Here is a 12,873-nt window from a genome sequence, read left to right on the forward strand (position 1 = left end):
GGGCCAGCTGGTTTCACAACAACGCCCCTGCGGGCGCGAAAGGACATCACCATGAATATGACCGGCAAGAACTGCATCGTCACCGGCGCCGCTAGCGGCATCGGCAAGGCGATCGCTATGAAATACATCTCTGACGGGGCCAACGTCGCCATCGCCGACTTGAAACTGGACGCCGCACAAGCCGTCGCGGACGAGCTGACCGCCATGGGCCCCGGCCGCGCCATCGCGGTTGAGATGGACGTCACAGACGAGGACGCGGTAAACGCAGGCGTGCAAAAAACCGTGGATGACCTGGGCAGCGTCGACGTGCTGGTCAGCAACGCTGGCATCCAGATCGTCCACCGGATCGAGGATTTCCCCTTTGCCGAGTGGAAAAAGATGCTCGCCATCCACCTCGACGGGGCCTTCCTGACGACCAAGGCCTGCCTGCCGCATATGTACGCCCAAGGCAGCGGCACCGTGATCTACATGGGCTCGGTCCACTCGAAAGAGGCATCGCCCCTGAAATCCGCTTACGTCACCGCGAAACATGGCCTGATGGGTCTGTCGCGCACTTTGGCTAAAGAGGGCGGCCCCAAAGGCGTACGCAGCCACGTCATTTGCCCCGGCTTTGTGAAAACCCCGCTGGTGGAAAAGCAGATCCCCGAACAGGCCCGCGACCTAGGCATTTCCGAAGAAGAGGTCGTCAGCAAAGTGATGCTGGGCAAGACCGTGGACACCGAATTCACCACGATCGAAGACATCGCAAACCTCGCCTGGCTCTTCGCCGCGTTCCCGACAAATGCTTTGACCGGCCAGTCTATCGTCGCCAGCCACGGCTGGTTCATGAACTAGGGGGCGTCCCCTTCTTCTGGTCTTAAATACCTCGGGGGGGTGGGGGCAGCGCCCCCGCGGATCGGTCCGGGCTTGCCCGGACCGATCCAATTAACCCATCAATCGCGCTTGCGCCGGATCACGCCACTCATGCCCCCCGAAATCAGCGTATTCACCTCGTATAGCGTGCGGGCCGCGTCCATGCGGCCGGGGCTGGCAAGGTAATTGGGCGACCAGACCGGATCGAACTTTTGCTTGAAACTGCGCAGGCCCTCAAACTTATAAAACCGCTCGCCGTGGGTATAGATGAACCCGCCGACCCGGTTCCAGACGGGCGCATGCTTGCGGTTCTCTAGCCCTGCCAGCGGGGCCGCACCAAGCGAGAACCACGTATACCCCGCGTCCCGCGCCCACAGCATCATATCCGCAAACAGCCCGTCCATCGCGGCGGGCGTGGTGGCAGGATCATAGCGCATCAGGTCAATCGCAACCTCTGCCCCTGTGCCGCTGCGCAACAGGGTGGCAAAGGACGCGATGCGCCCGGTTTCAACGTGGCGCAGCACCGCATGGTCAAAGTTGCACAAATACGCCGGATCAAACGCGCCAAGGGCAAAGGCCTTTTCCGATCCCGATTTCAGCGCTAGCCACGTGTCGGACACAGCGCGCAACGCGCCCAAGTGATCCAGAACCTGCGCCGCCGGAATGATCGCAAAGGCGTAGCCATCACGCGCTGCCCGCGCCTTCGCGTGGCGCCAATCTTTGCGCTTGGCCCCGTCCAGTGAAAAGCCCGCCAGCGGGACGCGGGCGATCTCTCCGATCTTGACGACGGATAGGCCCAGATCAATGTAGGTCGGCAGATAATGCGTCTGCACCGCATAAAACGCGCAGCGCCGCCCCATGCGGTCGGCTTGATCACGCAGCGCCCAGATCAACGCTTCACCCGCTTCTGGATCGCCGACAGGATCACCCTTGGCGATCAGGCTGGCGCCGGTGTCGGCATAGGCCAGATAGGCGTCTTGCCCCGGCGCAATCAGGAACCGCTTGTCGCCGGTCAGCGCCAGCGCGGCCTCTGTATCATAGCTGGCCTTGGTCAGGCGGCGCACGACATCTGGGATTGGTTCGGGCATCAGCCGTGTATTGGACCGGCTGATCAGGCTGTTCAGCGCTACAGCGATCAGCACCACCGTCACCGCAATTGTCGCCCGCAAAAATCGCGGTGCATCGCCGTTCCACGCAAACTGCCACCACATCGCATCGCTATACGTCACGTTGCGATAGGCGAAAAATCCGATCCACGTGATCCCGACCACCAATAACGCCACACTAATCAGCCAGCGCATATTCAGCCGCAGCGCAGACCCAAGACCCACGCGGTAGAACGCGCTGCGAAACGACCACAGCACCGCCAGCGCCAGCGCAAGGGCCATGGCATTTTCCAGCTCTGCCCCCTTCAGCAGCGATAACACCAGCCCTGAGGCCAGCAGCGCCATCGAAATGAACCACGCCCGCGCCATTCGCCGATAAAGCCCCCGCGCGACGATCAGCAGCAAAACCCCCGCCACGCTCGCCAGCAGGTGCGATGTTTCAACCAGACCCAGCGGCAACAGATCCTCTAGTAAGGCGCGGGCTCCGACGGCGGGCAGATCGCCCCGCAGCAACAGCGCCGCCCCCGATAGCAGCGCGAGCGCCGCCGACAGGATCGGCACGATCGGCTGCGTCGCGCGTAGCAAGGTCGCATGCGCCGCGCTGGCCTTGTCCCGGTTCGCAAGGCCCCAAGCCGCCGCCAATCCGACGACCGCAATCACAAACGGCAGCACCGTATAAATCACGCGGTAGCACACCAGCGCGACCAGCAGATCAGACCGCCCCGTGCCGCCAAGGCCCGCGATAATCGCCGCCTCGAACACGCCAAGGCCGCCCGGCGCGTGACTGACCACACCAAGGCCAAGCGCCCCGATAAACAGCACGAAAAACAGCACAAAGTTCTGCGCCAGATCAGGGGGCAACAGCACATAAAGCGTCAGCGCCGTTGCTGTCAGATCAATCAGCGCGATGCCCATCAGCACGATCATTTGTTTCGCAGCGGGCAAGGTGACAGACACCGACCGCCAAGACGCCGTCTTGGGCCCGCGCGCGGTCCAGATCAACACGCCCGCGACCCCGGCAAGGATTGCGCAACCGACCAGCAGCTCTGACCCGTCCGGCAGGTGGATCACGCCGCTGAGCCCCGTGGGATGGAACGCAAATAACCCGCCCAGCAGCACCAAAAGCCCCAGCAGGAACGCCAGCCAAGACGTCGCAATCAGCTTGGCCACCGTGGCGATATCAACGCCAAAGGCGGCATAAATCCGGTAGCGGATCGCGCCGCCCGTCAGCCACGAAAACCCCAGCAGGTTCGACACGGCCATGGAACTGACGCCCGTCAGCACCGGCACATAGCCGGGCATATTCTCGACCCTCAGGCTGCGCAGGATGATCGGATCATATAGCGCCAGCGCCAGATAACTGATCCCCATCGCGCCAATCGACAGCGCGATCCGTTCCCAGCCATAGCCGGCCAAATCGCGGCGCAGATCGCCGGGGCTGATATCGCGGCTCAGGTCGCGCAGCACGATCAGCGCGATCAACATGATCACCAGCGGCACGACAAGTCGCCAGCCGGACCACTGCAGGACCGCGCTTACTATCCCGGACCGTTGCGGCGTGTCGCTGTCTGACATGGCTGTCTCCTGTTGCGGGGGTGATGCGCGCCCGCGCGGTAGCGGTCAAGCGGTCAGACTCTGCGCGATTGCCCCGAAAGGCAAGGTATTGGCCGCGCCGCGTTCGCAACATGCACCGCCGCGATCTGCGCGTGCGCTAGACCTCCCCGCAGCCATCGCCTAGCCTGCGCGCAACCGTTGCCGGAGGCATGATGAACCAGACCGAACTGCTACGCGCCATGTTTGCCGCAGGCGTGGCCGCCGCCCAGCCCGCGCTTTGCGTGCCGCCCCACCTGCCGCCGCCGCCCAAAGGGCGCACCATCGTCATTGGCGCAGGCAAAGCCGCCGCCGCCATGGCCCGCGCGGTCGAGGATCGCTGGCCCGGTCCCTTGTCCGGCCTTGTCATCACGCGCTACGGCCACGGCGTGCCCTGCGACCGGATCACGGTGCGCGAAGCCTCTCATCCCGTGCCCGACGCCGCGGGGCAGGCCGCCACGGCTGAACTTTGGGCGCTTTGTGCTGATCTGACCGCCGATGATCTGGTGATCTGCCTGATCTCTGGCGGCGGCTCTGCCCTGCTGGTCGATCCGGCCCCCGGCATGACGCTGGCGGAAAAGCAGGCGGTGAACGCGGCCCTGCTCGCCAGCGGCGCGGACATCGGTCAGATGAACACCGTCCGCCGCCACCTGTCCGGCGTCAAAGGTGGCCGCTTGGCAGCTCATTGCCACCCCGCCCGCATCGTCACGCTGGCGATCTCCGATGTGCCCGGCGACGATCCCGCTGTCATCGCTTCTGGCCCCACGGTCGGGGACGCGACCACCTGCGGCGATGCGCAGGCGATCCTTGACCGCTACGGCATCACCGCGCCGCATCTGTTTGAAAGCATCAAGCCGGATGATCCGCGCCTTGCCGGGGCCAGCTATCACCTGATCTCTTCGCCGCTCATTGCCTTGCAAGCTGCGGCTGCCGTTGCGCAAATGCAGGGCATCCCCTGCCACATCCTTGGCGACGCGATAGAGGGCGAATCCCGCGATGTCGCCCGCACTCTTGGCGCCATCGCCACCAGCGTGTCAGCCAACAGTGTGCCCTTTTCCGCGCCCTGCATCCTGTTGTCGGGCGGAGAGACGACCGTCACCCTGCGCGGCAAAGGGCGCGGCGGGCGTAACGTGGAATTCCTGCTCGCGCTGGCCATCGCCTTGAACGGCCACGGCAAGATTCACGCGCTGGCGGGGGACACCGATGGCATCGACGGGATCGAAGATATCGCAGGCGCGACCATCGGCCCGGACACGCTCACCCACATGCAGGGCCTCGGCCTTGATCCGCGTGCGCAACTTGATGCCAACAACGCCCACGCCGTGTTCGAGGCGCTGGGCACCCAAGTCATCACCGGACCAACCCTGACCAATGTGAACGATCTGCGGGCCATCTTGATAGAGGCTTAGGTCGGCACCCGCACGGCCCTAAGGAAAAACTGCAACGCCGCCGGATCAACGGGCCGCTGCAACAGGCTGACGCCAGCGGCAGCGCAGGCAGCCCCGATGCCCGGTGCGCGGTCTGCGGTCAGCAGGCGGCAGGGGATCGGGCCGAATTGCGCGCGCAAGCCCGCGATCAAGGCCAGCCCCGCCACGCTGTCATCTGCGGGATCGCCCAGCAACATCGCGTCCGGCGTCAGTTCGATCTCTGACAGCAGCGCCGCCGCCTCAACGCCGCTTGCAACATCCAGAACTTGCACGCCCCACCGCTCCATCAACGCCGCCAGCGCCCGGCGCATCGCAGCGTCCGGTTCAACCAGCAGCACGATCTGACCCGCCATATCGACGCCGGCCTCGGGCACCCGCTCTGGCAGCATTGCGGGATCGCGGGACAGGGCAGGGACTAGGGGCACGGTCAGATGAAAACAGGTGCCGCGCCCCACCGCCGTGCGCATGCCGTGGTGGTGATCCAGCAAGGCGCAAGCCCGTTCCACAATCGCCAGCCCAAGGCCAAGCCCGTTCCCGGTATTGGCCACCGGATCAATGCGGTGAAATTCCTTATAGATATTCTCTTGCTCGACCTCGGGGATGCCGGGACCGGTGTCCCACACCTCGATCCGGACCCCGTCGCCGCTGACCCGCGTGCCGACAAGGATACGCCCCGCCTCGGTATAGCGGATCGCGTTGCCGATCAGGTTCTGCAAAATCCGCCGCAAATAGCTGGCGTCCGTCTGCACCATCGCGGTGCTGGGCCTGATCCGCAGCTCTAGCCCCTTGGCGCTGGCCGCCGGGCGCAGCTCGTCGCCCAATTGGCGCAGGATCCGCCCCAGATCAACGGCGCTCAGCCGCACGGGCGCCTTGCCACTGTCAAGCTGGCTGATATCCAGCAGCGCGCCGATAATCTCCTCAACGGACCCCAGCGCCGACAACGCCTTTGACAGCGCGTTTTGCTGCCCCGGTGCCAGCGTGTCATCCGCGAGCGAGGCACAATACAGCTTTGCCGCCGACAACGGTTGCAGCAGATCATGGCTGGCGGCGGCGACAAAGCGGGATTTCGACGCATTCGCCCGTTCCGCATCGGCCAAAGCCACGGCGATTTCTGCCGTCCGCGCCTCGACCCGCGCCTCTAGCAAGTCATTGGCGGCGCGCAGCTTTTCTGCGGCCTGCCGTTCGGCGGTTACATCGGTAAAGCTGATCACAAAGCCCCGGTCGGGCATGTCCTGCGCAAAGATGTCAAACACCTTGCCCTGCCGCTGCCGGACTTCGAACCGCAAGGGCGGGCGGGCTCCGGGGCGCTGGACCCAAGCGAGGATCTCTGCCGGGCGGGTGCCCGTCTGGATGCGCACTTCGTCCTGCAACCGCCGAAACAAAAAGTCGAAATCCGCCCCAACCCGAAACTGCGCCAGCTTTAGCGACAGCATTCCCGCGACCTGACTGTTCCAGCCCACCAAGCGGTTGTCGCCGTTGAAAATGCACACCCCCTGATGGATGTGATCCAGCGTCGCGCGGATCAGGGCGGTGTGGTCGTCCATCATGCGGGACCGCTCTTCACGCTCTAGCCGGATGATATCGGTCACATCGGTTTGCATGATCACGGTCTGCCGGTCCGGCGTGCGCTGCTCTGACACCTGCAGCCAGCGATCGCCGGTCATATGCACGTTGAACACGACCTGATCGTCGCCGTGTCGCAGGGTGCGCTGGGCGACCCAATCATCGGGGCTCACGCCTTCTGGCAGGCGCAGGCTGGGGCTGCGCGACACCAGATGCACATATTGCGCAAAGGTCATGCCCGGTTTCAGCTGCGGCACGACCCCGGTGATCGCACTTGCAAAACGGCTGTTACACAGCACCATGACATCGCTGGGATCAAACAGGGCAAAGCCTTCGCCAATCGTCTCAATCGCGTTGGACAGATCGCGGCGGGCGGTGTCGGTGGTGCGCTTGGCCTCTGCCAGTTCCGCGTTGGACTGGTTCAGCAGTTCCAGCGCGTGTTCCAATTCCCGCGTGCGGGCGCGCACGGTGTCTTCCAGCAGGACGGCCCGCTGAAACTGCGCATAGGCGGCGTCGGAATCGTTGTTCATCTGCTCGACCCGCCGGATCAGCGCAGCCGAGATTGTCAGCAGTTTTTCATTCTGCCGCAGCGTGCTGTCAGCCGGATTGATCAGCGACTCTGTCGTCATGTCACCACGGCCCCCGGTGGATAGATCGCCACGCCGGTCATGGTTTGGTTGATATGCAGCCCGCTGTATTGCTCGCCGTATGTCGAAAAGCCGACGACGTTATGATCTGCCAGCACGCGGCTGACCGCGCCGCCTTGTTGCTTTTGCTCTGCCTCGATCCGGCGCAGGATGCAGTCAAAGGCGATGATCGTATCCGGCACCGCCTGCGCAGAAAGCGCTGCAAACTGGCTTTCCAGATGCCCTGCCATCGGCTCTGCCGTGGCCAGCGTCAGCACCATGCCTTCGTCGATGGCGGAAAAGAACACCAGCGCGCCGTCGTCGGTCACCCGCTGGATCGCGCGCACATGGTGGTGCCCGCCAAAGCGTACAACGACGGGGTGGGCGGCAAAGGTAAAGGTATCCATCTGCCCCGCATCCTTGCCCAGCAGCCGGGCGTATTCGCTGGCGGCGGGCTCTGCGTTGATCTCGTGGACGATCCGCGCTTCTGGATCGGCGCGGGTCACGACCATGCGCCGTTCGGTCGGTGTCAGGTTGTCTAGGCTGAACACCTTCACGGGGCAGATCGTGCGCACGCAGGTCAGGACCGCCACATCGGGCATCACCCGACCTTGATAGGCGACGGCGGTGCTGGCAAAACGTGTGCCATCCCCCGACGATCCGCCAAACAGCGGCACTTGGCCCAGCCCGTGCATGACCATGGCGACGACCGCGTCTTCGCGCCGCGACAGCCCGTCCACCAACAGGATGGCAAATTCGTTCTGCCAATGCGGCGCCGTCGCCGTCAGCGCCGCGCGGCGGCGGATGATGTCGCGCACCGTGGCGTCGGGGTTCAGTGCGTTCAGGTCGGGGATCAGGACGGTTTCGGTTTCAAAATGGCTGGCGGGCAGGGCAATGGCGACAATCCCGCCATCCTGATAGCCGCCAAAGATTTCACCCGCCGTCACGCAGCCAATGATGCAGGCCCCGTCCAGCGCCGCCGACAGCCCCGCGATCAATGCGGCAAAGTCGCCCCCCGGCGCGGCAAACACCGCGACCAGCGACAGCGGACCTGGCCCCAGCCCCTTGCAAATGTCTTGCACGGCGTCCGGCCCCGGCTCTGCCACATGCACGCGGCGCACCAGTTCGGACGGCACAGCTTCACTGGCCAAAATCACGGATGTTCCCCTCCCAAGGAACCCTCAGCTTGCCGCGTTAGGGTGCCTTTTGCAACAGGCTGGAGTAGCTGGCTTCTTGCGCGATCAGCACCGCCTGCGTGCGGCTTTGCACGCCAAGTTTGCGCATAATCGCCGTGACATGCGCCTTGACGGTGGTTTCCGCGATCGACAGGTCATAGGCGATCTGCTTGTTCAGCTTGCCCTCGCAGATCAGTTGCAGGATTGTGCCTTGCTGCCGCGTCAACTGGCCCAGCCGCGCCAAAGCGTCTTCGCGGTCCGTCACAGGCACATCGGCGCCTTCGGTCATGTCGATATCGTCGGGCAAATAGGTCTGGCCCGCCGCAACCGTTTGAAATGCTGTGCGAAAGGTGTCGCGTTGGGAATGTTTGGGGACAAAGCCCGCAGCCCCCGCCCGGATCGCGGCGCAGATAATGCGGTGATCGGCCATCGACGATACCACCACCAGCGGCACCTGCGGCACGGACCGGTGCAGCCGGATCAACCCATCAAGGCCGGTCACATCCGGCAAGTTCAAATCCAGCACGATCACATTCGGCACCGGCCCGGCCTGCACAGCGGCCAAGGCAGGGTCGAGCCGTTCAAACGCGCTGATCTCTTCAATCCCCGTCACAGCCCGCAGGGTCAGGCGCAGCGCGTCACAGAACAGCGGATGATCGTCGATGATCATGGCGCGCGCACCCGCGCCGAAGGGAAGGTTTGGATCAATGCTCATAGCAGTTCCTTTACCGCCAAGGTGACGCAGCAGCCGCCACGCGGCAAGTGCGTTCAGACGGAAAAAGGGCGCACCAGATCGGCGCGCCCCCAGTTGGCTTAGTTAGCTTGGGCGAACTGACGCGGCAGCTTGAACGTCCACAGCATACCGCCTTGGTTCAAGTAGCTGACCGTCTGCGCGACTTCGCCGCCCCACAGCGGCACAGCGCCGCCCCAGCCGGACATGATCGCGACATACTGCTCGCCGTCGTCTTCCCAGGTGATCGGCTGACCGACAACGCCGGACCCCGTCTGGAACGACCACAGCTGTTCGCCTGTCTCGTCGTCAAAGGCGATAAATTCGCCCTCTGGCGTGCCGGTAAACACCAGACCGCCCGCCGTCGACATCACGCCGCCCCATAGCGGAGCAGGGTTCTTGAACTCCCACTTGATCTCGCCGGTGTCGGGGTCCATCGCCTTCAGGCTACCGATATAATCCTCGTACAGCGGCTTGATGGTAAAGCCAGAGCCAAGGTAGGCCGCGCCTTGCTTGTAGGTCACAGGCTCGTTCCAGATATCCATGCCCCACTCGTTCGACGGGATATAGAAGTTGCCGGTGTTCTGGCTATAGGACACCGGGTTCCAGTTTTTGCCGCCAAGGAAACCGGGCACGGCAAAGACAGTCTCTCCCTTCGCGCCATCAGCAGCAGCCGCCGGATCGCCGGGACGGTTGTCTTCGTTAAAGATCGGGCGGCCTGTGTCGTCGATGCCGGATGCCCAGCTGATCTGCGTCACGAACGGATCGGCAGAGACAAACGCACCATCCTCGCGGTTCAGCACATAAAAGAACCCGTTCCGGTCGGCAGAGCCAAAGCGCTTGTTCCCCTCGCGGTCGGTATAGGCGACGACTTCGTTCACGCCGTCATAATCCCAGCCTTCGCGCGGCGTGGTCTGATAGTGCCACTTGATCTCTCCGGTGGCCGGATCGATGCCAACGCGGGACGCCGCATAAAGGTTATCGCCGGTGTTGCCTTCGGTCGGCGCACCTGCACCGCGCAGGTGGCTGTTCCAAGGCGACGGGTTGCCCGCGCCAAAGACCAGCGTGTCGGTGTCAATATCATACGATCCGCCAAGCCATGTGGCCCCGCCGCCGGTCTTCCACATATCGCCGGGCCAAGTCGCGTTCAGCTCTCCGGTCATGGTGGACTCTTCGCCGTTCAGCGTGCCCATGTGACCCTCAATCATGGGACGGGTCCAGACGATCTCTCCGGTCTCGGCGTTGCGCGCCTGCACTTCGCCGACGATGCCGAATTCACCGCCCGAATTACCGGTGATGACCAGACCGTTCACGATGATCGGGGCGGCGGTATAGGAATAGCCGGCCTTATAATCTGCGATCTTTTGGTTCCAGACCACGTCGCCCGTCTTGCGGTTCAGCGCGACCATGCGCGCATCCAGCGTGCCGAAAAAGATGTTGTCGCCGTAAATCGCCGCACCGCGGTTCACCACGTCACAGCAGGGCAGAATGCCCTCTGGCAGGCGGGCATCATATTGCCAGACTTCCTTGCCGGTCTTCAGATCGACCGCATAAATGCGGCTATACGATCCGGTGATATACATCATGCCGTCGTAAACGATCGGCTGGGTTTCCTGGCCCCGCTGCTTTTCCCCGCCGAGCGAGAATGCCCAAGCCGGCACCAGATTGGCGACGTTTTCCTTGTTCAGCGTCTCCAGCGGCGAATAGCGCTGCAATGTGCGCCCCATCCCGTTGGTGACGACCTGCGTGGTGATCGTGGCGTCGTTGGCGATGTCCTCTTCGGTCACCTGCGCTTGCGCCATCGTGCCGGCCATGATCATGGCCGTTGCGGCGGTAATGAACCTATTCATCCGCTTGTCCTCCCTGTTGATGTGTCGCGTCACTCCCCGGCCTTTGCCGCGCCGGTGACGCAGGGTAAGACCTAAGGCTTACTATCCGCGCGATCATGCTGCGGCGAAATGACACCATGGTCGTAGTCGCGCAGCCATTGCGTCGCTGGCCCGCGTAAACCACTCCTTTGGTCTTATTCCCCGCAGCGAATGACCCTATAAGCTGGGCTCAAATAAGGGGGATCCACACGTGAAATTTTATACAGCAGTCGCAATGGCCGCATGGGCCGCAACCGCAAGCATGGCAGCGGCCCAAGACGCCACGATTCGCGCCGCCGTGCAGGAATCGGGCACGGTGAATTGGGAACTCGACACGATCAAGCACTACGGGCTTGATACCGAAAACGGCTTCACCCTCGACGTGCAGGGCATGGCTGGCGGCGACGCTGCGCAGATTGCGTTCCAAGGCGGCGCGGTCGATATGATCGTCAGCGACTGGATCTGGGTCGCCCGCCAACGCGCGGCTGGCGAAGATTTCATCTTCATTCCCTATTCCCGCGCCGTCGGCGGCATGTTGGTGCCAGAAGGCAGCACCGCCCAGACGCTAGAGGACATGAAGGGTAAAAAAGTCGGCATCGCCGGGGGCCAGCTGGACAAAAGCTGGATCATCCTGCGCGCCTATGCCCAGCAGGAATACGGCTTTGATCTGGCGGCAGAAACCGAACAAGTCTTCGGCGCGCCGCCTCTGATCATGAACGCAGGCACCACGGGTGAAGTCGACGGCGCCATCAACTTTTGGCACTTCATCGCCAAGATGAAGGCCGCCGGCATGCGCGAGCTGATCTCTGTCGATACCGCCGCCGCCGCCCTGGGCCTAGACCCCGCAACGCCGCTGCTGGGCTACGTCATGCGCGGCGACATGCTGCGCGATCATCCCGAATTGGTCGCTGGCATGGCAAAGGCCAGCATCGCGGCGAAAGCCAAACTCGCCAGCGACCCCGCAGCATGGGACCGCTTGCGGGACCGGATGCGCGTCGATGACGACGCCCAATTCCTCGCCCTGCAAGACGGCTTTAACGCAGGCACCCCGGCGGCTGGCGCCGTCGACACCGCTGCCGCCGACAAAATGCTGCAACTGATGGCGGACCTTGGCGGCACCGAACTGGTCGGCGATGTCACCAGCCTGCCGGACGGTCTGTTCTATACCCCGCCCGCTGAATGACCAGCGCCGTTGCCACCCTTGATCTGCCGGGGTTCTCCTATGGGGGGACCCCGGTTCTTGGCCCAGTCAAGTTGGCGGTCCAAAAGGGCGAGGTTATCGCCCTCACAGGCCCCTCCGGCATCGGTAAATCCACACTCCTGCGCATCCTCGCGGGGCTGACCCCAGCCCCCGGCACGCGGGATGTGACAGCCCGCACCGCCTTTGTTTTTCAGGAACCAACCCTGCTGCGCTGGCGCACGGCCCAGCAAAACATCGAAATCGCCGCCAAAGTCACCGCGGATAAAGCCGCAGAAACCCTCGCTGACGTCGGCCTCGGCGCCTTTGTAGACCGCTACCCGGACCAGCTTTCGCTCGGCCAACAACGCCGCCTCGCACTCGCCCGCGCCTTTGCCTGCGATCCGGGGCTGATGCTGCTGGACGAACCCTTCGTCTCCCTCGACGCGAAGGCCGCGTCAGAGATGATGACTTTGTTCCAGTCCCTCGCCAGCCGCCGCGCCATGGCCACCGTCATCGTCACCCACGCCCCGGATGAAGCCCGCCGCCTCGCGACCCGCACCCTGACCCTGTCCGGCACGCCGGCGCAGATCACCGCACTCACCCCGCAGCCCGCTTAGTCCCGTTCTTCTCGTCCCAAATATACCGGGGGCGCGGGGGCTGGCCCTCACTTACCCTCTCCTAAAGGCAGGGCCGCACCCTTCTTCTGGTCAAAAATACCGCGGGGGGCGTCCCGCAGGGACGGGGGGCTGGCCCCCT

9 protein-coding genes are annotated in these 12,873 nt (G+C 63.8%); 4 read left to right on the forward strand and 5 right to left on the reverse strand.

All coding sequences use genetic code 11. From position 1 onward, the window contains the following. Positions 1 to 51 precede the first annotated feature (51 nt). Positions 52 to 834 (forward strand): 3-hydroxybutyrate dehydrogenase, encoded by a 783-nt coding sequence (locus BM131_RS13725; protein ID WP_090190385.1) that lies wholly within the window; start codon positions 52 to 54, stop codon positions 832 to 834. Between the two features lie 98 nt (positions 835 to 932). On the opposite strand, the gene mprF is transcribed toward BM131_RS13725, so the two are convergent. Then, on the reverse strand, positions 933 to 3,533 hold the full coding sequence (gene mprF, locus BM131_RS13730; RefSeq protein ID WP_090190387.1) for a bifunctional lysylphosphatidylglycerol flippase/synthetase MprF: 2,601 nt from the start codon (positions 3,531 to 3,533) through the stop codon (positions 933 to 935). Positions 3,534 to 3,721: 188 nt separating this feature from the next. Between mprF and BM131_RS13735 the strand changes: the two genes are divergently transcribed. Further along, positions 3,722 to 4,957 carry a glycerate kinase type-2 family protein gene (locus BM131_RS13735; protein WP_090190388.1) on the forward strand — a complete coding sequence of 412 codons (1,236 nt, stop codon included), beginning with the start codon at positions 3,722 to 3,724 and terminating at the stop codon, positions 4,955 to 4,957. On the opposite strand, the gene BM131_RS13740 is transcribed toward BM131_RS13735, so the two are convergent. The 4 genes from BM131_RS13740 to BM131_RS13755 all read right to left on the reverse strand — a co-directional run bounded on the left by BM131_RS13740 (position 4,954) and on the right by BM131_RS13755 (position 10,919). Beyond that, the gene (locus tag BM131_RS13740) at positions 4,954 to 7,167 is read right to left on the reverse strand and encodes a sensor histidine kinase (protein ID WP_090190390.1); all 2,214 of its coding nucleotides are present in this window, start codon (positions 7,165 to 7,167) and stop codon (positions 4,954 to 4,956) included. The genes BM131_RS13735 and BM131_RS13740 overlap by 4 nt on opposite strands. After that, entirely contained in the window at positions 7,164 to 8,318 is a 1,155-nt protein-coding gene (locus BM131_RS13745) for an FIST N-terminal domain-containing protein (RefSeq protein WP_425434306.1), read from the reverse strand. The genes BM131_RS13740 and BM131_RS13745 overlap by 4 nt, the downstream gene beginning before the upstream one ends. A gap of 40 nt (positions 8,319 to 8,358) precedes the next feature. After that, entirely contained in the window at positions 8,359 to 9,054 is a 696-nt protein-coding gene (locus BM131_RS13750; RefSeq protein ID WP_245754252.1) for a LuxR C-terminal-related transcriptional regulator, read from the reverse strand. A 98-nt stretch (positions 9,055 to 9,152) separates the two neighbouring features. Continuing rightward, a complete protein-coding gene (locus BM131_RS13755) occupies positions 9,153 to 10,919 on the reverse strand; it encodes a PQQ-dependent methanol/ethanol family dehydrogenase (protein ID WP_090190395.1) in 1,767 nt (588 codons plus the stop codon). A 229-nt stretch (positions 10,920 to 11,148) separates the two neighbouring features. On the opposite strand from BM131_RS13755, the gene BM131_RS13760 reads away from it, so the two are divergent. Then, a complete protein-coding gene (locus BM131_RS13760; RefSeq protein ID WP_335641525.1) occupies positions 11,149 to 12,120 on the forward strand; it encodes an ABC transporter substrate-binding protein in 972 nt (323 codons plus the stop codon). Beyond that, entirely contained in the window at positions 12,117 to 12,734 is a 618-nt protein-coding gene (locus tag BM131_RS13765; RefSeq protein WP_090190398.1) for an ABC transporter ATP-binding protein, read from the forward strand. The genes BM131_RS13760 and BM131_RS13765 overlap by 4 nt, the downstream gene beginning before the upstream one ends. Positions 12,735 to 12,873: the final 139 nt, after the last annotated feature.

The organism is Loktanella salsilacus, assembly GCF_900114485.1.
In the GTDB taxonomy this organism is placed as follows: Bacteria; Pseudomonadota; Alphaproteobacteria; order Rhodobacterales; family Rhodobacteraceae; genus Loktanella; species Loktanella salsilacus.

What these genes read in the sequence shown, in the direction of transcription:
- BM131_RS13755 (WP_090190395.1), bottom strand. Translation starts at nt 10,919, where the DNA reads ATGAATAGGTTCATTACCGCCGCAACGGCCATGATCATGGCCGGCACG.
- BM131_RS13725 (WP_090190385.1), top strand. Translation starts at nt 52, where the DNA reads ATGAATATGACCGGCAAGAACTGCATCGTCACCGGCGCCGCTAGCGGC.
- BM131_RS13750 (WP_245754252.1), bottom strand. Translation starts at nt 9,054, where the DNA reads ATGAGCATTGATCCAAACCTTCCCTTCGGCGCGGGTGCGCGCGCCATG.
- BM131_RS13740 (WP_090190390.1), bottom strand. Translation starts at nt 7,167, where the DNA reads ATGACGACAGAGTCGCTGATCAATCCGGCTGACAGCACGCTGCGGCAG.
- BM131_RS13735 (WP_090190388.1), top strand. Translation starts at nt 3,722, where the DNA reads ATGATGAACCAGACCGAACTGCTACGCGCCATGTTTGCCGCAGGCGTG.
- mprF (WP_090190387.1), bottom strand. Translation starts at nt 3,533, where the DNA reads ATGTCAGACAGCGACACGCCGCAACGGTCCGGGATAGTAAGCGCGGTC.
- BM131_RS13765 (WP_090190398.1), top strand. Translation starts at nt 12,117, where the DNA reads ATGACCAGCGCCGTTGCCACCCTTGATCTGCCGGGGTTCTCCTATGGG.